The 18,651-nt window shown below is 60.6% G+C and carries 18 protein-coding genes and 2 pseudogenes; 11 read left to right on the top strand and 9 right to left on the bottom strand.

Features of this window, described 5'->3' with window-relative positions; genetic code table 11:
* Positions 1-468: a helix-turn-helix domain-containing protein gene (locus C5J22_RS29840; protein WP_105441208.1), complete on the bottom strand. Its 468-nt coding sequence runs from the start codon at positions 466-468 to the stop codon at positions 1-3.
* 103 nt (positions 469-571) lie between these two features.
* On the opposite strand from C5J22_RS29840, the gene C5J22_RS29845 reads away from it, so the two are divergent.
* Positions 572-1,711, top strand: a complete 1,140-nt coding sequence (locus C5J22_RS29845; RefSeq protein ID WP_245440590.1) for an MFS transporter — start codon at positions 572-574, stop codon at positions 1,709-1,711.
* A 140-nt stretch (positions 1,712-1,851) separates the two neighbouring features.
* On the opposite strand, the gene C5J22_RS29850 is transcribed toward C5J22_RS29845, so the two are convergent.
* Positions 1,852-2,364, bottom strand: coding sequence for a YidB family protein (locus C5J22_RS29850; protein ID WP_105441209.1), 513 nt, complete (start codon positions 2,362-2,364; stop codon positions 1,852-1,854).
* A 278-nt stretch (positions 2,365-2,642) separates the two neighbouring features.
* Here C5J22_RS29850 and C5J22_RS29855 point away from each other — a divergent pair.
* A pseudogene (locus C5J22_RS29855) lies at positions 2,643-2,762 on the top strand (ethanolamine utilization protein); the annotation flags it as partial.
* A 370-nt stretch (positions 2,763-3,132) separates the two neighbouring features.
* Here C5J22_RS29855 and C5J22_RS29860 read toward each other — a convergent pair.
* Genes C5J22_RS29860 through C5J22_RS29890 form a run of 7 tightly spaced genes read right to left on the bottom strand, consistent with a single transcriptional unit; the run spans position 3,133 to position 11,601 of the window.
* Positions 3,133-4,044, bottom strand: coding sequence for an FAD:protein FMN transferase (locus tag C5J22_RS29860; protein WP_205837243.1), 912 nt, complete (start codon positions 4,042-4,044; stop codon positions 3,133-3,135).
* Positions 4,045-4,047: 3 nt separating this feature from the next.
* Positions 4,048-4,629 carry a nitrous oxide reductase accessory protein NosL gene (locus C5J22_RS29865; RefSeq protein WP_245440591.1) on the bottom strand — a complete coding sequence of 194 codons (582 nt, stop codon included), beginning with the start codon at positions 4,627-4,629 and terminating at the stop codon, positions 4,048-4,050.
* Positions 4,626-5,447, bottom strand: coding sequence for an ABC transporter permease (locus C5J22_RS29870; RefSeq protein WP_105441210.1), 822 nt, complete (start codon positions 5,445-5,447; stop codon positions 4,626-4,628). Before C5J22_RS29870 ends, C5J22_RS29865 begins: the two co-directional genes overlap by 4 nt.
* The gene (locus tag C5J22_RS29875; protein ID WP_105441211.1) at positions 5,444-6,343 is read right to left on the bottom strand and encodes an ABC transporter ATP-binding protein; all 900 of its coding nucleotides are present in this window, start codon (positions 6,341-6,343) and stop codon (positions 5,444-5,446) included. Before C5J22_RS29875 ends, C5J22_RS29870 begins: the two co-directional genes overlap by 4 nt.
* A complete protein-coding gene (locus C5J22_RS29880) occupies positions 6,309-7,637 on the bottom strand; it encodes a nitrous oxide reductase family maturation protein NosD (RefSeq protein ID WP_105441212.1) in 1,329 nt (442 codons plus the stop codon). Before C5J22_RS29880 ends, C5J22_RS29875 begins: the two co-directional genes overlap by 35 nt.
* Positions 7,638-7,640: 3 nt before the next feature.
* The gene (nosZ, locus tag C5J22_RS29885) at positions 7,641-9,569 is read right to left on the bottom strand and encodes a TAT-dependent nitrous-oxide reductase (RefSeq protein WP_105441213.1); all 1,929 of its coding nucleotides are present in this window, start codon (positions 9,567-9,569) and stop codon (positions 7,641-7,643) included.
* Positions 9,570-9,588: 19 nt separating this feature from the next.
* Positions 9,589-11,601 (bottom strand): NosR/NirI family protein, encoded by a 2,013-nt coding sequence (locus C5J22_RS29890; protein WP_245440597.1) that lies wholly within the window; start codon positions 11,599-11,601, stop codon positions 9,589-9,591.
* A 543-nt stretch (positions 11,602-12,144) separates the two neighbouring features.
* Here C5J22_RS29890 and C5J22_RS29895 point away from each other — a divergent pair.
* From C5J22_RS29895 to C5J22_RS29930, 9 genes and pseudogenes are all read left to right on the top strand, one after another.
* Positions 12,145-12,378: a hypothetical protein gene (locus C5J22_RS29895; protein WP_105441215.1), complete on the top strand. Its 234-nt coding sequence runs from the start codon at positions 12,145-12,147 to the stop codon at positions 12,376-12,378.
* A 201-nt stretch (positions 12,379-12,579) separates the two neighbouring features.
* Positions 12,580-14,232 (top strand): cytochrome-c oxidase, cbb3-type subunit I, encoded by a 1,653-nt coding sequence (ccoN, locus tag C5J22_RS29900; protein ID WP_105441216.1) that lies wholly within the window; start codon positions 12,580-12,582, stop codon positions 14,230-14,232.
* Between the two features lie 4 nt (positions 14,233-14,236).
* On the top strand, positions 14,237-14,989 hold the full coding sequence (gene ccoO / locus C5J22_RS29905) for a cytochrome-c oxidase, cbb3-type subunit II (RefSeq protein WP_105441217.1): 753 nt from the start codon (positions 14,237-14,239) through the stop codon (positions 14,987-14,989).
* 9 nt (positions 14,990-14,998) lie between these two features.
* On the top strand, positions 14,999-15,169 hold the full coding sequence (locus C5J22_RS29910; RefSeq protein ID WP_105441218.1) for a cbb3-type cytochrome c oxidase subunit 3: 171 nt from the start codon (positions 14,999-15,001) through the stop codon (positions 15,167-15,169).
* The gene (gene ccoP, locus C5J22_RS29915; RefSeq protein WP_105441219.1) at positions 15,160-16,041 is read left to right on the top strand and encodes a cytochrome-c oxidase, cbb3-type subunit III; all 882 of its coding nucleotides are present in this window, start codon (positions 15,160-15,162) and stop codon (positions 16,039-16,041) included. The genes C5J22_RS29910 and ccoP overlap by 10 nt, the downstream gene beginning before the upstream one ends.
* Positions 16,042-16,236, top strand: a complete 195-nt coding sequence (locus tag C5J22_RS29920) for a hypothetical protein (protein ID WP_105441220.1) — start codon at positions 16,042-16,044, stop codon at positions 16,234-16,236. It begins immediately after the preceding gene.
* Between the two features lie 15 nt (positions 16,237-16,251).
* Complete coding sequence (locus tag C5J22_RS29925; RefSeq protein ID WP_105441221.1) at positions 16,252-17,058, top strand: DUF2189 domain-containing protein; 807 nt, start codon at positions 16,252-16,254, stop codon at positions 17,056-17,058.
* Between the two features lie 5 nt (positions 17,059-17,063).
* Positions 17,064-17,348, top strand: a pseudogene (locus tag C5J22_RS32130) (cation transporter); the annotation flags it as partial.
* Positions 17,349-17,450: 102 nt separating this feature from the next.
* A partial coding sequence (locus C5J22_RS29930) for an HAD-IC family P-type ATPase (RefSeq protein ID WP_371412688.1) occupies positions 17,451-18,651 on the top strand: 1,201 nt, incomplete at its 3' end.

Raw genomic sequence — 18,651 nt, forward strand, 5'->3', positions numbered from 1 at the left:
TCATCTGCTCCCCGGCAAACAACTGCTTTCCGCCAGCACCTGAGTGTCGAACCAAGCAAGAGAGCGACCATCCCTCGATCGAACTTCAAGCTGTGCGATCGGTGCGCCTTTCTCCCTGTCCACGAGTAAAGACCGCTTTTCGCCGGGAGCGAACAGGTGGTCCTCACCCCATTGACGGAGCGATACGATCACTGGGAACAAGCCGCGCCCTTTCGCCGTGAGGACGTATTCCCGATAGGCGGTTCCATCTGAGGCTGGCGCGGTTTCGAAGATCCCCCGTTCCACGAGGTCGCGCAATCGCGTCGCCAGCACCCCTTTGCCTATGCCCAGTCCTGACTGAAACTCGCCGAACCGGCGCGATCCGTCGAATGCGTCTCGGATGATCAGCAGGGACCACCAGTCGCCGATTACATCCAGCGAACGGGCTACGGGGCATCCAGCATTCCATTGGCTGACACGTTTCACCATCGGTAATCTCCCTCGGCTCAAACTGGTTCTAACTTAGAACTAGAATCAAACCAGGCCAAGTGGTCTCAACAGGGGCTAGAACGAGATTGCGAGGAACTTCCAAATGGATGCCAGGTCCACCCGATTTACTCATGAGGCGCAAAGAGATGGCTTGTCGGGAATGCAATCGCTCATCATGGCGGCGGCGGCGGGCCTCAGCGTGGCCAACGTGTATTATGCCCAGCCATTGCTTGACCTCATGGCGAAGGACCTTGCAATTTCGCCAGCCGCCATCGGTCTCATCGTGACGCTGACCCAGGTCGGCTATGGGTTGGGCTTGATCTTCATCGTGCCGATCAGCGACCTTGTGGATCGGCGAAGTCTCATCAAGGTCCAAGGACTGCTGGCGTCTATCGCTCTCGTGGTCGTGGCGACTGCAGGGTCGAAAATGATCCTTCTCCTCGGCATGGCCCTTGTGGGGCTGCTGGCGGTCCTGGTGCAGATACTTGTCGCCCATGCGGCGGCCTTGGCTACGCCCGCCCAGCGGGGGAGGGTCGTCGGCATGGTCACCAGCGGCGTCGTCACCGGTATCCTTGCTGCGCGTTCGGTAGCCGGTGTGGTTGCTGATGTCGGCGGATGGCGGGCGGTGTATATGGCCTCTGCGCTATCCATGGTCGTCATGGTCGGAGTCCTGAATTCGGTGCTGCCCAAGCATTCCGCAGGGCCAGGTTCCGGGACTTATGTCGATGCGCTTATCTCTATCCCACGCACGTTCCTGCGCGAACCGGTCCTGCTTCTCAGAGGGGCCCTCGCGCTCATCATCTTCGCGTCCTTCAGCACGTTCTGGACAGCCTTGGTCCTGCCGCTCAGCGCTTCGCCGTTTTCCTATTCGCATACCAGGATTGGTCTATTCGGTCTCGTCGGACTGGCTGGAGCGATTGCCGCGAACTATGCCGGAAGACTTGCTGATCGCGGCCATGGCAAATGGACGACCGGGGTCTCTCTGGTGCTCTTGCTGGCATCCTGGGGGCTGATCGCCTTCCTTCCGTTTTCCATTCCGCTAATGCTGGCAGGCGTGTTGTTGCTCGACCTGGCAGTCCAAGCCGTCCACGTCACCAATCTCAGCGTCGTCGTGGCTCTGGATCCACAACGCAGCGGTCAGCTGATCGGAGGCTATATGATGTTCTACTCTGTCGGCAGCGCCATTGGGGCGATCACGGAACGTCCGCCTACGGCTGGCTCGGCTGGCCGGGAGTCTGCTTGATGGGAGGAACCTTCAGCTTCTGTGCGCTCGCATTGGGGGTCGCCACGCGGCTGACAGCTAGTGCCGATCGATAACCTGTACTCGCGCCTGCCTCTTGAGGAAGTCGCCGACAAGACTGTTTTGCTGAACCTACGTCAGGGTCAAGTGGCGGATGCAGGCGGAACCGTTCCATCCGGTGTAAGGCCGTCGACTGCATTGGGCAGGTTCTCGGAGAGGCGCTTTAGGATTTCCTCTTCTGACATGCCGGTTCGCGCAGCTATGTCTCGCAGGACATCTGGTCCCAGCGCTGAAGCGAGCTCGCTGTTATTGATCGGATCGTTCGCCCCGGGCTTGACCCATGACTCAGCTTTCTTCTCCTGCCCGGCCTGACGGAATTGGTCGAGGAGGTCGCTCAAGCCGCCGTTAAGTATCGACCCGATGCTGCCACCACTGACCAAGCTTCCAAGTCCGCCCGTCCGCAACCTGTTAAGAATGTCGTCGATGCCGCCATCCGATCCTGGGGCTGCATTCGCCGCGCTTCCCTGTGTCGCTCCACCCGGCGACGTCCGTTGGCGCTCGGCTACGCCCTTTAGGATTTCGGCGATCCGATCGCGGTTCTGGTATCCCGCGACCGCGAGGACGGCGAGAAGCGCTTTGAGTGGTCCGCTGGCCATGTCTGGTCTCCTTGATCTCGACGACAAACAAGCGATCTTGGCTGTGGTTCCTCATGAGGCATCCTTATGAATCAGAAAACATCTCGCTGGAAGGCGAATATCGTTGCCGATCACCTGGTAGTTGGTGTCGAGCATGGTTGTCGCGTCTCTGATCTCCATGGAGCGTCTCTGTCGGGTGTCGGAGCACGGCGCCTGGTCGACGTGCCTGTCTGCGTGGTGGTGTGGGCCTTGGCATCCTCGGCAGCCGCGCTACCTTCGTCGAAAAACGGGAGAAGCCGATGAAAGTCCAGAAATTCAATGTCGCCGACGCGAACCTGGTGAGGTCTCCGGGACAGGATGCCGATATCGTCATCGGAAACCTGATCGACGAGAAGAACGGCGGCCCGATCACCATCGGCTAGCTTCTCCTCAACCGCGCGTCCTGATCGCTAATCTGGCGCCGCCATTTCGTCATCAGGCACCACATCACCTACCGGAAGGCACTTCCCTGTTCACGCGCACTGAAACACGTCCTTGATCATCCAACGGATGTGAAACACGCGCCTCTTTGCTGCAGGTAATCGCGACGAGGCGAAGGCAGCAGATCGTCATTACAAGCGCCTGATTCTTGGTAACTCAGTCGCAGTCACAATTTCAGCCATTGCGTGACCATGCCCGCCACGACATAGCATTCTGCAGAATGCACTTGATGCGTGAAAGATAGTTTGGCAGTGGTGTCGCGGCTGGCTCTATGGCCAGCGCCTTACTAGCAGCGGACATAGCCTGGAGCTACACGCTGCCTTCCAGGCGCGCTCCTGCGAAGCCCGTAAGCATCGCTTCTATCGATCCGGCATCCGGCATGAGACACGCGGCCGTTGCCAAAGCATCTGCCACAGCCGCCGAGGGAGCAGAGATCGACACGGTATCCCATCCAACCAGGGTTGGCATTCCCGTTGCGGGATCAAGAATGTGACCGTACTTTCCGCCGTCATCGAAGGTCGTCCCAAGGGGAGCCGATGAGGCGAGCGCGCGCTGGCGCAACTTCAACGCCTCGCCAGTCTTGAGGAAAACCGGCCAGCCGCCGCCTTCTGGCTGACCGCCAAGAGCCCGCAGTTCCCCTGTGTCAATCAAGATGTTGGTGAGACCTTCAGCCTCCAGCAGTGCCGCCACTCGGTCGGCGACATACCCTTGGCCCACCCCATTGAGCGACAGCGCCATTCCATGCTTCAGGCTGATCCCTGCCACATCCAGCTCAACCATGTGCCAACCAACATTGCGTCTTGCTTGTTCGATCGCCTGCGCCTCCGGTCGTTTGCCTTGGGCGGCAGCTTCGGCCCAAAGTGCCCAGAGCGGCTGAATGGTGGGATCGAAGCGGCCGCCGGTGGCCGCATGAACACCGCCAGCCAGCGACATGCACTCCAGTAGCTCGAATGGCGGACTGGCGAGGTGCCCTTCACGATTGAGCGTGGCGAGGGAACTGCTAGGACGATAGAGGCTCAGGATATCCTCCAGTCGATTGATTTCTGCCATGACCCGTCGGCTAATGGCTTCGCCGTCTGGATGGTCGATGCGGATCGAGGCGCGCGCGCCCAGAGCCTGCCCGGTCCAGAGCCGCGACGTCCGCTTGGACGCGTGAGCGGCAGCCGGCAGCACGGCGAGCGCGGCGGAAATCGTGATGAGGCGACGGCGGGTTATCGGCATGGGTCAGCCTCCAGTTTTGTTGTTCAGGGCGCGCAGGCGGCCTTGAAGGTCCGCGTTGCTGCTCTCTTGGTTGGTATCGTTCTCGACCGGCGCGAGAACCAAGTCATCGGTGATCTCAGCTAGCCTCAACACCTGCCCCCCCTCAGCACGAGCGAATTCCTCCGCGCGCGCGCGGCTCGAGAAGGGCACCGTCTCCGGCGCCCCCATACCGCCTTGCCAACCGGAGCCGACGACATAGAAGGCATTGTCAGCAGTGATCCAGTTGCCGTCGCCTGGCTCATCCCAGGTGGCGCTGGCAGCACCCATGTCATTGATATAAAATGCCATGATGGGCGCAACCTGCTCGGGCGCACGGGTATAGGCAATGGCGTCGCGGATCTGACTGAAGAACAACGGCGCCGCATTGTCCTTGAGGAAGACCTGAGCTTTGGGGCCAGGATGCTCCATGAGATTCATCTGGCAGTAGTGACCGAGCGTTTCGGGCGTAAGATCCTGGGGTGTGATGTTCTGGCTCACCTCCTGCTTGCACGCAGTCAGTAGCGCGAGCATGGCCAAGAAGAGTGCGGGGCACATACGGTTGATCATGGTGTCACCTTCCGAAAGGCTGCGGTCGCAACCGCGACGGATGCCAGCGGCCAGAGAAGAAGAGACACAGCCGACTGCCAAATTGGGATAGAGTTCGCCGCCCCTCCGATGCCGCCTGCCGCAGCGACCGCCGCCGCCGCCGAGAGATTGAACACGCGGAATGCATCGGCCGGATTGGCGAGCAGAGCGATGGGAAGCGCCTGCGTCGTGAAGGCTCCGCCGCCGTCCGAGACGATCAGCGCCAGCAAGGCGAGATCGTAGAGAACCACAGCAACCAGCCAGGCGGCGACAGCGAGCCCAGCTGCCCCAGAGGGCCGTCGGGCCAGGGCCGAGAGTGTGTAGCCGGCACCGAGAAAGGTCGCGCCGAGCAGAACCGAGGACCAGATCAGCCGCCATAGAGAGGCCAGACCGGCGACCGCACCGGGATCCGACCAGACGGCGACCAGCGCCGCCGCGCCATAGCCGAGGCCGACCGCAAGCGTAAGGATGGCAAGATGCGCAAGCAGCTTGCCGAGCAGGATCTGCAGACGCGAGACCGGATAGGTGAGCAGCAGAGGAAGCGTGCCGCGCTCTACCTCTCCGGCCACCGCGTCAAAGCTCATCAGCAGCGCCAGCAGCGGAACGAGATAAACGGCGAGCGAGGTCAGCGACGCCACCGTTACAGATAGCCGGTCGACGCCGACATCGCCGGTGGGAGCGGAACCGGCGGCAGCCAGAACAAGCGCAAAAAGCACCATCATGCCGGTGGCGATGGAGACCCAGCGGTTGCGGAATGCTATGCGGGATTCGGAGATGGCGGTGGCAAGGATACGTTTCATTGGCCGTCCCTCCGGCTGAAATGGCTGTAAATGTCCTCGAGGCTCGGCGGGATCACGTCAAGATCCGCGACTTGCTGGCCCAGGGCGGCGATGGCGGCAAGGAGCGGCAGCTTCTCCGACTGGAGGCAGGCGATGCGCAGGACGTCGTCTTTGCCTTGTATCCCCTGGGGGAAGGCTGCGGCCACCGCTGCAGCATGGCCGACAGCTGGGCGAACCAGAAGCACAATCGGCAGCGCCGCGCATGAGCGCAAATCAGCAAGCGTGCCTTCCGCCACGAGTTTTCCGCCAGAGAGGATCAGAATTCGGTCGGTGCGCGCCTCCACCTCTGTCAGCACATGCGATGACAGGAGGATCGCGGTACCGTCCGCCGCAAGTCCGTCAAGCAATTCATAAAAGTCTCGGCGCGACACCGGGTCGAGGCCAGATGTCGGCTCGTCGAGCACCAGCAGGCGGGGGTGGCCGATCAGCGTCTGGGCGAGCCCCACACGCTGACGCATGCCCTTCGAATAGGTGCCGATTCGCCGCTGCGCAGCATGCGCGAGGCCCACACGCGCCAGCAGTTCCATGGCCCGGCTCGGGCGTTCGCCCCGTAGAGTAAGATAGTGTCGGAGTTGCTCCTCCCCGGTCAAAGCCGGATGAAAGGCGACGTTTTCCGGAAGATAGGCCACTTTCGCCCGCGCTTCAGACGAGCCCGGGCGCGCACCGCAGACCGTCACGTCGCCGCATTCGAACGGGACGAGACCAAGGACGATCTTCATTATTGTCGACTTGCCAGCGCCGTTGTGACCGAGCAAAGCGGCGCGCTTTCCAGGCTCCAGACACAGCGAGACATCTTTCAACGCCTCGACGGACTGAAACCGCTTAGTGAGACGAGAGATCGTCAGAGTCGGCGTCATCATGATTTCCTTCGGTCCAGCGGTTGGCGGCCTCGGCTTCATAAGCGAGAATTTCCGGCCGGACGGATATGGTCAAAGAGTGCATCAGGGGCGCGCTGTCGCGCACGCCTCCGGGCAGCGTTGCGGGGAAATCCCGTTGACTCCAGCGCACGAGTTGGACAGCGGGCGAGCCGGTGAGGAGGCCAGCAGCCGGTTGTGACCAGAGGATCTGGTCCATCAGGTCGTTGGGTCGATAGAAGCTGTCGGCGACACCGTCGCCGTTGAGATCGAAGGCAGGATGGTCGGACCAAAAATTGCCCTTGCCCTCGTGGCTCCATTCCATGTTGCGGGTGCCGACATACTTCACCTGTTCCCGGTTGGTGATGAAGGCATTGTCGGTCAGCACGTTCTTTTCGGAGCCGGCGGTGAAGTGAATGCCGATGCCGCAGCCCTCGAACCGGTTGCGCCAGATGACGTTCTTGTGCGCGTTGTAGATGAAGAGACATTTCTTCGCGCCACCGCGGATCAGGTTGCCCGTGACGTCGGCATTGTTGGCGTAATTCAGCATCAGCCCATGCTCTCGGTCACCCAGGCTGAGATTGTTCCGGATTTTCGTCCGGTCCGAGAACATGATGGCAAAGCCGAGATGATTTCCGATCGAAATATTGCCAGAGACCTCGGTGTTACGGGTGTACATAAAATGCACCGCAAAGCGCAGATCCCGCATGACATTGTCACGATAGTAGCTCTTGGCGCTCGCATTGGAGAATATGCCGTCACGGCCGTAGCGAATCCTGTTGCGCTCGAGCCGCGTGCCCGGGCTGTTCCAGACATAGATGCCGTTGCCGCGCTCGTTCATCCGGGGGCTGCGGGTGCCAATGATCTCGTTTGCCAGAACGGCCGCGTCGCGTCCGCCATGCACGTCGATCCCGTGCATGTTGCCCGTGACCAGCAGTCCTTCAACCCGGGCGCGATCAGCGCCCTCGTTGATCTTGACACCGGCATCGAGGTTTTGGTTGACGCGGCCGGAGCCCGTGACGGTAAAGCCGGTCAGGATCACATCAGGCGCGGCAATCGTCACAACGCTGCCTTCGCCGAGCCCATCGACCACGGCCCCACGTGGGCCGGTGACCGTCAGGGGCCGATCGATGATGACGGGGCCCCGATAGGCCCCGTCCACGAGCTTGAGCACGTCGCCGGGCTCGGCACCGGCGACGGCTGCGGCCAGGCTGCCCTTCCCAGGCACGACTTCACGCTCCGCTGCTGATAGCGGCGAAGTAAGAAGAAGGCCGATTAGAAGGAGAGACAGGCGCATCGTTCAAGCCGCCTTCGGTTCGACGAACATGCGGCCGCGCATCTCCATATGCAACGCGTGGCAGAACCACTGGCAATAGTACCAGTAGACACCGGGGTTGGCGGCAACGAAGGTCACTGAACTCGTCTGCAGGGGCCCGATCTCCATAGCAACGCCGTGGTTGCCCATGGTGAAGCCGTGGGTCAGGTCATCGATCTCATCAAGATTGGTGACGATGACGGTGACTTCGTCGCCTTCCTTGACCGTAAAGCTTTCCTGGCTGAACGCAGGCGCGACCGAAGTCATGTAGACTCGGACCTTGTTGCCGTCCCGGACCACCTGATCGGCCCACTCGTCGATATTGACGCCATCGGCTTCGGCCTGTTTGCGGGTTTCCGCCCACATTGGGTCCTTGCGGTCCCAGGTGGAACGGATGTTCGACAGGATGGAAGGCGCAACAGCGATCGCGTCATGCGGTTCGGCGAAGTTCGGGCCGTCGTGTACGAGCTTCATCTTGTCGCCGGAAATGTCGATCAGCTGATCGTTCTCCGGCTTTAGCGGGCCGACATTCAGGAAGCGGTCCTTGGAGAACTTGCACAGGCACACCAGCCAGTCATTGGACGCGTCAAGCGTCTCGCCCATGACCGTCTTCAGGTGGCCGGGCTGGTACTGTACATCCAGCTTGTCCTTGATCGGGTTGACCTTTTCGCCAGCAAACGCCTTGATGGCATCCGCGATGTTCCACTTCACCACCTGGCTGTCGAGGAAAAGCGAGGTATAGGCATTGCCGCGACCGTCAAAAGCAGTGTGCAACGGGCCGAGGCCCAGTTCCGGTTCCGCCACCACAGCGCTGCGCGGATCGGCATTGTTGTAGAACAGGGCATCGAATTTTGTCACGTCGAGGACTGTGACGGTCGGCGAGAGCTTGCCGCCAATGCAAAGATGCTTCTTGTCCGGCGCCATGTTGCAGCCGTGAGGATTATTGGCGATCGGGATATAACGGGTGAAGAGGGATTTCGCCTCCTTGCGACCATCCAGCACCTTGACGCCGTTGATCTCCTTGTACCGGCCTGCGGCAATGGCCTTTTCGATCTCGGCGATATTGAAGATGACGACGTGGTCCATCTCTGACTTGGTCATCTCTTCCAGCGTCATGCCCATTTCTGAGTTGTAGCTGGTCGAAAAGGCCCATTTGCCTTCGTAGTCGGCATCACAATTGTCGAGATTGCCGGATACCTGCACCTGCCATGCCACGTCCCACTTTTCGGCATCGACCGCGGTGAAAATGTTCACATAGCTTGATAGGTCCTTCATCGTCGAGCCGTCGTTTACCAGCGGCGCTTCGTCCTCGCCGTTGCAGAAAACGTAGTTCGTCTTCGGCCATTTCTGCGGACGCATTCCGTGTATGCCCTTGGCGTTGGGGATTTCCAGGATGGCATCGGTCTTCATCACATCGCAGCGAACCCGCCCCACGCGAGTGTTGGCCTTGTCGTTCATGAAGAGATAGCGGCCGTCATACTTTCCGTCCGTAAAGGACATGTGCACGTGGTGCAGGTCGCCGTTGTCGTGAATCTTCTTGCCGTTGGCGGCGAGTTGCTTCTTGGTCTTTTCCGACATCGTGCGCTGATGGATTCGGATCGATTCATTTGTCTGACCCCAGCCGGTAGCGGAGCAGCGGTTGAACACAGGTACCCGCATAAACTCGCGCATGGAGGGAATGCCGAGAATACGCATTTCGCCGGTCTGGCCCGAGGACCAGAAGCCGTAATAGTCGTCAAGCTTGCCGGGCGCGACGGAGCCGTCGCTGCCGGTCGCAGCGTTGGCCGGTGTCGCAACGCCGACAGCGCCGAGGCCAAGGGCGGCAGGTCCTGTCATTCCAGCCAGAACAGCCCCACCGGCTGTAGCACTGAACAGAGCCCGGCGGCTCAGTCCTTTGTTTTCGTTCGGATCCATCTTCGATTTCCTTCTTGGGTTAGACTTTGTTTGCGGGAACTTGGACCGGAGCGTTTCCCGGACTTGCGGCCAGCTTTGCCCGTGATTTCATTTTCTTGATCACGACCGGGCAGACTGATTCTGACTGGTAGAGGACCTGGCAATGCAGACAGTTGATGCATTCGTTTGGATTGATTTCCCCGGTCTTGTGGATTGCCTGGACCGGGCATTGGATTGAACAGGTTTGGCAGGGATTTCCGCATTCGTGATACCGCTTGAGCCAGTCGAACATGCGCAGCCGAGCCGGGATCGCCAGCGCCGCGCCGAGGGGGCAGAGATATCGGCAGTAGAAGCGTTCGACGAACAGCCCGGCGACCAGGAGGGCTACGGCATAGGCCACAAACGGCCAGGCGCGGATGAACTTCAGGACAATTGCGGTCTTGAACGGTTCGATCTCTGCAAGATGCTCGGCCTGCTCGATACTCATTAGCGACGCGCCGAAGAGACCGAGAAAGATCATGTATTTTATCGGCCAGAGCCGTTCATGGAGGCCCCATGGCAAAGTCCATTGGGGGATTCGCAGCTTGCGGGCGATCTGGTTGGTAAGTTCCTGCAGCGCGCCGAAGGGGCAGAGCCAGCCGCAATAGGCCCCCCGGCCCCAGAACAGCAGGGCCGCCGCAACTGCAAACCAGAGGATGAAGGTCAGGGGATCGAGCAGGAACGCTTGCCAGGAGAAGCCGCTGACCAGACTGCCGAACAGCGCCATCAAATTAACGACGGAAAGCTGAGCATTGGCATACCAGCCAAGGAAGACCAAGGTCACGACCAGGAAGCCCATACGGAAGACGTAGAAGCCGCGGGCATTCTTGGTGGCGAAGCTCTGGAAGAAGAATACGCAGGTCAGCACCAACAGCATGGCGGCGACCATGGCGATCTCGACCTGCTTGTCGCTCCAGATCCGCTTCCAGAGTTCCGCCTGGGCGGTGTCCTCACTCTTGTTGACGGCCGCGGCGACTTCCTTTGCCTCCTTGGCCGGAGCCGCGATTGCGCGCAGATACCTCTGCGGCAGTTGGTAGCCGAGATCGAATGTTTGGAAGACCTTCTCTACCGGACCGACCTCGCGCTGCACCAGCAACTGGATGCGGAACGGCTTTGCGGGATCGAAGCCGACGTCCGCGGGAATACGGAACAGGTCCATTTCGGTAAATTCCGGCGCGCCTGGGAGCGCGATTCCGCCAAGGCGACGATGGTCGCGGTCTCGGAAGCGCACGGACACATCGTCCTGGATCAGCACGATCCGGTCGAAAATACCGCCACGCACATAGCCCGAGCCCTTGAAGGAATAGAGGCCGCGTCCTGCTACGGCGATGGCATGCTCGCCGACGCCCAGCCATTTGCGAAGGTTGGCCTCCTCGGACGGCCCGAGGAGGGCACCGCCAATTGCCGGAACCGAAACCAAGGCCACCTGCATGTCGACGAAAGTAGTCTGCGGCGCAGCGGTCAATGCCCGATCTCGGGCGCGCGGATCGGGATGGGCGGCGAAGGAGCCGTTGACCTGCGCCACATCAAGAGAGAGCCGGCGTACCGTCCCGCCGCCTTCGGCCTCCGACCAGTCGGCGGGCTGCTTCGCCGCCGGATCGATCTCAGAACGTGGCCCAGCATCAACGGCTTCCGGCACCAGCCCACCCAAGCCGAGGGCCCGGGCGACCTTTAGGCCGGAGCGGACAATCGAATCGTCGATCACCATCACGGTCACGGTTGCACCGGAGATGATATTCACCTCATGGGCAGTCCCGCCGGATTTCGCCTCGGCGACGAGATCCAGGCCGGCATAGCCCGCAACGAGTGCCTTGACCTTCGCTTCAGGAATCCCGATCAGGACGATTGGCTCCGAGTGCTTCACCAACTGCACGCTGACGATTTTCGCATTCATGTCGACGGCGACGAGCGTATGGATCGGCTTGCCAGAATAGCCGGTCGTGCCGACGAAATCGGAGGTTACGAAAACCCACGCGATGGTTTGGCCGTCCTTTAACACCGGAGCGACGGCCAAGTCCTTCCGCATTGGTCCAAGTGTGTCTGCACCCGGGACCAGACCCGAAATGTTTGTTTCAGGCAGATACTGTTGCAAAACCGCCGCCGCGCCGGCTGAAACCGTAAGACAAAGGTAGGTGCAGAGCAAAAGGATTGGACGAAAGATTCGCATTCGGGTTCCCGGAAATCAGAGCTGCAGGAATAAGCGGTCGTGCACCATCATCATTGCGCAAGATCAAACTGCCGATTGTTTTCTCGAAAAGCAGCGCAGCTAGCGGATCGCGCTCTACGTCGTTGCCCCCCTTCGTGGCCGTCGATCGCGAAACCAATATTCCGGCCAAGGATGGCGACATATCTGCGAAATGAGCACCCAAGAGAGAAGGCATGCGGAATGCCGTCGGCGTTGGTTAGCCGCCTTTTGTAGGGATCTCCGCCCTTTTTCCTGGTCAATCATACCTCTCTTGTCGAGGCGGATGACGAGATCGCGGCGGCCCAGAGGACGCTGGCCAGGATTCGAGATGGCGGTAAACAGACTTTCACCGTCAGGTTCGATGAGGATAACGTGACCCAAGTCGTTCTCCAGGTTGCGCAAGCGGTGCCGCCCCCTGATTCGCATCCCATCGCACCGGTAATCGGTGCCAGCGACGCTCTGAAGAAAACGCCTGCGCCTATTTCCGGCGGCATCCCCGATGCAACAGTGCACAGGGACCGTCTGGGCAAAACCATCACCAGCCTTCTTATTTTTGCGGTCGGTCTTTCTGTGGGCTTCGGTGCCTACGCCTTCACCCAATTGTAGTCGCTCGTCCAGGAAATCCCGCCCACGGCGTTGACTATGGACGCCGCCCGTCCATATGGTTTTGCAACGCCACCCGGACTAGCGGCATACATCATTGTGGCTACACGGGTGCATGCGACGCCGGACGGCTATGGCGAAAAAGGCAGGAATTCCCGCAGTATTTGGGGAGCTTGGTCTGAATGTTCGAATGGGGGGTACGAAATGGGACAGCTGACGACAGGGGAAAGGGACCTCGCAGCGGTGGTTCTGGTCTTAATGGCCGTTGTCGGCATAGCCATGGCAGCTCTGGGGGGAATGGAGCCGCTCGGCATTCACGGCGTCATGGTGCTCCTCTGCAGCGTTGGCCTTCTGTTCGTACTGATGTCCAGCGCGTTTGGTCCGGCTCCCGATCCGGCCCGTCTGAGCAAATACTATGACGACCCGATCAAGGCCGGCGTGGGCTTTACCCTCGCATGGGCGATCTTCGGCATGTTCATCGGTGTCTGGGCCGCCGCCCAGCTTGCATGGCCGAGCCTCAACTTCGATACGTCCTGGGCCAGTTTCGGCCGTATCCGTCCTGCTCACACCTCCGGGGTGATCTTCGGCTTCGGCGGGAATGCCCTGATCACGACATCCTACCACGTCGTCCAGCGCACTTCCCGGGCACGTCTTGCCGACCAGTTTTCTCCCTGGTTCGTCCTCCTCGGCTTCAACCTGTTCTGTCTGATCGCGGTTTCCGGCTACTTTCTCGGCGTCACCCAGTCGAAGGAATACGCGGAGGCGGAATGGTACGCAGATATCTGGCTGGTGGTCGTCTGGGTGGCCTATTTCGTCCTCTATGTCAGAACGCTGGCGCGGCGGAAGGAGCCGCACATCTACGTCGCCAACTGGTACTACATGGCCTTCATTCTCGTCGTGGCCATTCTGCACATCGTCAACAACCTGGCGGTACCGATTTCGTTCACGCAGGCCAAGAGCTATACGATCTGGGCGGGGGTGCAGGATTCCATGGTACAGTGGTGGTATGGCCACAATGCCGTCGCCTTCTTCCTCACTGCCGGCTTTCTGGCCATGCTCTACTACTACCTGCCCAAACGGGCGGAGCGGCCGATCTTCTCCTACCGCCTATCGATTCTGAGCTTCTGGGGCATCACCTTCTTCTATATGTGGGCAGGTTCCCACCATCTGCACTATACGGCCCTGCCGCACTGGGTGCAGAACCTCGGAATGACATTTTCGGTGATGCTGCTAGTGCCATCCTGGGCTTCGGCGGGGAACGCCCTGCTGACGCTCAACGGCGCGTGGCACAAGGTACGGGACGACGCCACCTTGCGCTTCATCATGATGGCGGCGTTCTTTTACGGTCTTTCGACGTTCGAGGGTTCCTTCCTCGCGATACGCCCCGTCAATTCCCTGTCCCACTACACGGACTGGACGGTGGGCCATGTTCACGCGGGCGCGCTGGGATGGGTCGCGATGATCACGTTCGGGTCGCTCTACACCCTTGTGCCGTCAATCTGGAAGCGAGAACGGATGTACTCGGCGACGCTCGTGGAGGTCCACTTCTGGCTCGCTCTCGTCGGTACGCTCATCTACGTCTTCGCGATGTGGAATTCCGGGATCATCCAGGGGCTGATGTGGCGGACCTATTCCGAAGACAATGCCCTTGTCTATTCCTTCGTCGATACTCTGGTCGCGATGTATCCCTATTACATTGCCCGGGCGTTCGGAGGGTTGCTGTTCCTCATCGGCGCGATCGTCGCGTCGTACAACGTCTGGATGACCGTCCGGACCCCGAACCCCGCGCCGTCTCTTGCGGGTGATGATTTGCCCGTTGGCGAACATCCAGCCACAGTTCCATCGGCCGCGGAGTAGGAACATGACCGATACGCCTCACAGGAAACTGGAACGGTCCGCGACGGGGTTCATGCTGGCTATCGTCGCTGCCGCCAGTGTCGGCGGAATCGTCGAGATAGCCCCGCTCTTTACGATCGGCAACACCGTCGAAAACGTTGAGGACATGCGCCTCTATACGCCGCTGGAGCTCGCCGGACGTGACATCTACGTTCGCGAAGGATGCTACGCATGCCACAGCCAGATGATCAGGACGCTGCGTGACGACGTGGAGCGCTATGGCCCCTATTCGCTCGCGGTCGAGTCAAAGTATGACCACCCGATGCTCTGGGGATCGAAACGCACCGGACCGGATCTGGCCCGCATCGGTGGGAAATACTCGGACTTCTGGCACGTCGCACATCTTAGCAACCCGCGGGACGTGGTCCCCGAATCCAACATGCCGTCTTACCGATGGCTCGCCACGACGCCCCTGAAGCTCAGCAATCTGCCTCTCATGCTCCAGGCGCAGCGCGCCGTGGGCGTGCCCTATACCGAGGAGATGATCGCCAACGCTTCGGCCGATGCCCGCGGCCAGGCCGTGCCGGACAGCGACCAGTCTGCGGGCGTATCCGAGCGGTATGGCGCGGCAACACAGGTTTCCGCATTCGACGGCGTGGCCACGAACATCACCGAAATGGATGCGCTCGTCGCTTATCTCCAGGTTCTCGGACAACTAACGAAAGCCGCTTACGAAAGCACGGCGGCTCCCGAACAGATGCCTAACCCCAACAATTAGGAGGACGCGATGGAGTTTACCCACGATACCGTCGTCGCAATCTCAAAGAGCTGGGGCCTGTTTTATCTGATCGGGTTTTCGATCTGCGTGGTTGTCTACACCTTCCTGCCTTCGAACAGGAAAAGGTTCGAAAGCGCCGAGAGGGAAATTTTCGACAAGGAAGATGGCCCATGGAAGTAGAAGAGGTTGACCCCGTCAGCGGCCGCAAGACCACGGGCCACATCTGGAACGGCATCAAGGAGCTGGATACCCCGATACCGCGGGGCGTTCTGCTGTTCCTGATCGTCACGCACGTGTTCGCGGTGCTGTGGTGGTTCCTGCTTCCGACATGGCCGCTCGGCCGGACCTATACCAAGGGGCTGCTCGGCATCGACCAGAAGACGACCGTGGAGGAGACCTTGCGTGAGGGGGCAGACGCCAGAGCTTCATGGATGAGCAAGATAGACAGCATGTCCTACGACGAGATACGGGCGGACGAACGGCTCATGGCGGCGGTGCGGACCACCGGCAACCAGCTCTTCGGCGACAACTGCGCAGCCTGTCATGGCCGCGACGGAAAGGGTGGCAACAACTATCCCGACCTGACGGACGATGACTGGCTTTGGGGAGGCGGGCCGGAGAAAATCCAGCAGACCTTGATGGTGGGCATCAATTCCAGACATCCCGATACCCGCATTGCTCAGATGCCCGCATTCGGCAGGGACGAGATGCTCGACCGTCAGCAGGTTCTCGACGTCGCCGCCTACGTCATCTCGCTGAACGATCCGACAACGTCGACCGCCAAGAACGTCAACCAGATCGACAAGGGCCGCGAAGTGTTTCTCACCACCTGCGCCGCCTGTCACGGCGAGAATGCAAAAGGTAAACCGGACGTCGGCGCACCAAACCTCACGGACGGCCAGTGGGTGTACGGCGGCAGTCTGCAAAGCATCGTTGATACGATCCACGGAGGGAGACAGGGACATATGCCGACGTGGGACGAGCGGCTTTCGCCATCCGAGATCAAAATCCTCGCGCTTTATGTGAACGCGCTCGGGCAACGGGAGCCCTGAATGACGGAGACGGCGGAAAAGAGTCGCGGATGGTTCAGGCCGTTGTTGATACTCTCGGCGGCGGCGCTGCTGGTGCTGCTGGCGAACGCCCATCTCGTCTATGTCGCGGTCTCCACACAGCCGGACTGCGTCCCCCATCTCAAGGAAAGGGGCGGCTCACCCGGAGCCTACCGGGCCGCCAAGTCGGCATGTTGATGTCAGGAGATCACGATGGCCACTAGAGACAACACGCCCGTTCTGGTTTCCGAGCTGTCGGATATCGAGGAGACCCGCAACAAGCGATACAAGCGTGACGTCTCATACGAAGCGCCTTTCCGCTGGCTTGCAGCCGGATGGCGTGATCTCTGGACCCGGCCTTTCCCGAGCCTCATCTACGGTGTGGCAGTGTTTGTCGCCTCCCTGGTCTTCATCGTCTACATGTACGATACCGGGAGAGATTATTTCCTGTTTCCGGCGCTCGCGGGCTTTATGATCGTCGGGCCGCTTGTCGCCGCGGGGCTCTATCTGAAGAGCCGCGATATCGAAAGCGGCCAACGCGTCACCCTCGGGTCAATGCTTTCCGTGCAGCCTCTCGCGGGTGCTCAGGTGTTCTTTACCGGGATGGTCCTCACGATGCTCATGCTCCTGTGGATGCGGGCCGCCGTCCTGGTCTATGCGCTGTTTTTCGGAGTGCGGCCTTTTCCGGGGCTCGACCACGTCGCGGCCATGCTGGTTACCACTCCGGTCGGCTGGGCGATGCTTGTGGTCGGCAGTCTGATCGGAAGCCTGTTCGCGGGCTTTGCGTTCGCCATCAGCGTATTCTCGATCCCGATGCTCCTCGACCGCAGGGTGGATGCAATGACGGCGATGGGCGTGAGCATGGCGATCGTATGGAACAACCTCAGGCCGATGTTGCTATGGGGCGCGATCGTGCTGGCGCTCTTCCTGATCTGCGTCGCCACCGGGCTTGTCGGATTGATTGTGATTTTTCCGTGGCTCGGCCACGCGACCTGGCACGCCTACAAAGAAATGCGGTAGAAGCCATGACGTGCTGCGCATCGAGCACCGCTGCGATAGGCATTGCGCATTCCGACCGATGTTCGCCTGAGGAAGTTGCTCTCTCAAGCAAGGAGCTGAGAGACGGAGTTCGGCAGACCACCCTGTCCGTCCCTGAAATGCACTGCGCCTCCTGCATCCGGGCGATCGAGAATGCCCTGGCGGCAGTCGACGGCGTCGAGGCCGCCAGGGCCAACCTCTCGCTGCGGACGGTCGTCGTCAACTGGAAAGAGGATCGCGGAGCGCCCCCCGATCTCACGGGCGCGCTGTCAGCTGTCGGCTATTCATCCCATCTGCCGACCACCGATATGGCGGAGGAGGATCGCGTTCATTCGCACCTCTTGCGCGCTCTTGCCGTCGCAGGTTTCTGTTCCATGAACATCATGCTGCTTTCGGTTTCGGTCTGGGCCGGTGCAGACGCAGAAACGCGGCAGGCCTTTCACCTGCTGTCTGCGGCTTTGGCTCTTCCCGCCGTCCTATATTCCGGGAGCGCCTTCTACGCCTCGGCGTGGCGCGCGCTGGTCCACGGCCGGATGAACATGGATGTGCCGATCAGCGCGGGTGTGCTCCTGTCGTTCGGGCTTAGCCTCTACGACGCCATTGGCAACGCGGCGCAGGCGTATTTTGAAGCAAGCACGTCGCTGTTGTTCGTACTTCTCGGTGGGCGTCTGCTGGATCATATGATGAGGCGCAGGGCGAAGTCGGCGGTAGCAGGACTGGCGCGCCTCATGCCTCAAGGTGCAAACGTCGTGGCGGCCGATGGGTCGGTCGGTTACGTCCCCTTGAACGAGGTTCACCCTGGATCGCGATTGCTGGTGGCAGTCGGCAGCAGGGTCCCTACCGATGGCGTCGTTGTCGAGGGCCGTTCAGAACTGGACGGCTCGCTCGTCACCGGAGAAAGCGCCTGGCAGGCGGTCGATCTCGGAAGCCAGGTTCGGGCGGGCGCGATCAATCAGGGTGCACCTTTCGTGTTGACCGCGGCCGTAGCTCCTTCGGATTCGCTTCTCTCGGAGATGACGAGGATGCTCGCGGCCGCAGAAAACAGTCGTTCGAGCTACCGACGCCTGGCGGACCGGGCAGCGGCTCTTTATGCCCCGGTTGTTCATTCCATGTCTCTGCTTGCCCTGATCGGCTGGTTCTACGGTACAGGCGATTTCCATCGAGCGCTGACCATCGCAATTGCCGTTCTCGTCATAACATGCCCTTGCGCCCTGGGGATCGCCGTGCCGATGGTTCAGGTGGTCCTCGCGCGCCGCCTGTTTGACCGGGGAGTGATGGCGACCGACGGTTCCGCGTTCGAACGGCTCGCCGAAATCGACACCGTCCTCTTCGACAAGACAGGCACACTCACGACCGGCCAACCCAGCCTTCTCAACCTCGACGAGATAAAGGAGGAACACCTTGCCATTGCAGCGTCCATGGCGCGTCTGTCAAATCATCCGATCTCCCGGGCTCTGTCGGCAGCACACTCGAACTCCGGCCCGAAGCTGATCACCTTCGACGAGACGCGGGAGCTTGCTGGCTACGGCCTCGAGGCCGCGATCGGCGCGGATATCTATCGACTTGGCAGGGCTG

This window comes from Neorhizobium sp. T25_13, assembly GCF_002968675.1.
In the GTDB taxonomy this organism is placed as follows: domain Bacteria; phylum Pseudomonadota; class Alphaproteobacteria; order Rhizobiales; family Rhizobiaceae; genus Neorhizobium; species Neorhizobium tomejilense.

What these genes read in the sequence shown, in the direction of transcription:
- C5J22_RS29840 (WP_105441208.1), bottom strand. Translation starts at nt 468, where the DNA reads ATGGTGAAACGTGTCAGCCAATGGAATGCTGGATGCCCCGTAGCCCGT.
- C5J22_RS29845 (WP_245440590.1), top strand. Translation starts at nt 572, where the DNA reads ATGGATGCCAGGTCCACCCGATTTACTCATGAGGCGCAAAGAGATGGC.
- C5J22_RS29850 (WP_105441209.1), bottom strand. Translation starts at nt 2,364, where the DNA reads ATGGCCAGCGGACCACTCAAAGCGCTTCTCGCCGTCCTCGCGGTCGCG.
- C5J22_RS29860 (WP_205837243.1), bottom strand. Translation starts at nt 4,044, where the DNA reads ATGCCGATAACCCGCCGTCGCCTCATCACGATTTCCGCCGCGCTCGCC.
- C5J22_RS29865 (WP_245440591.1), bottom strand. Translation starts at nt 4,629, where the DNA reads ATGATCAACCGTATGTGCCCCGCACTCTTCTTGGCCATGCTCGCGCTA.
- C5J22_RS29870 (WP_105441210.1), bottom strand. Translation starts at nt 5,447, where the DNA reads ATGAAACGTATCCTTGCCACCGCCATCTCCGAATCCCGCATAGCATTC.
- C5J22_RS29875 (WP_105441211.1), bottom strand. Translation starts at nt 6,343, where the DNA reads ATGACGCCGACTCTGACGATCTCTCGTCTCACTAAGCGGTTTCAGTCC.
- C5J22_RS29880 (WP_105441212.1), bottom strand. Translation starts at nt 7,637, where the DNA reads ATGCGCCTGTCTCTCCTTCTAATCGGCCTTCTTCTTACTTCGCCGCTA.
- nosZ (WP_105441213.1), bottom strand. Translation starts at nt 9,569, where the DNA reads ATGGATCCGAACGAAAACAAAGGACTGAGCCGCCGGGCTCTGTTCAGT.
- ccoN (WP_105441216.1), top strand. Translation starts at nt 12,580, where the DNA reads ATGGGACAGCTGACGACAGGGGAAAGGGACCTCGCAGCGGTGGTTCTG.
- ccoO (WP_105441217.1), top strand. Translation starts at nt 14,237, where the DNA reads ATGACCGATACGCCTCACAGGAAACTGGAACGGTCCGCGACGGGGTTC.
- C5J22_RS29910 (WP_105441218.1), top strand. Translation starts at nt 14,999, where the DNA reads ATGGAGTTTACCCACGATACCGTCGTCGCAATCTCAAAGAGCTGGGGC.
- ccoP (WP_105441219.1), top strand. Translation starts at nt 15,160, where the DNA reads ATGGAAGTAGAAGAGGTTGACCCCGTCAGCGGCCGCAAGACCACGGGC.
- C5J22_RS29920 (WP_105441220.1), top strand. Translation starts at nt 16,042, where the DNA reads ATGACGGAGACGGCGGAAAAGAGTCGCGGATGGTTCAGGCCGTTGTTG.
- C5J22_RS29925 (WP_105441221.1), top strand. Translation starts at nt 16,252, where the DNA reads ATGGCCACTAGAGACAACACGCCCGTTCTGGTTTCCGAGCTGTCGGAT.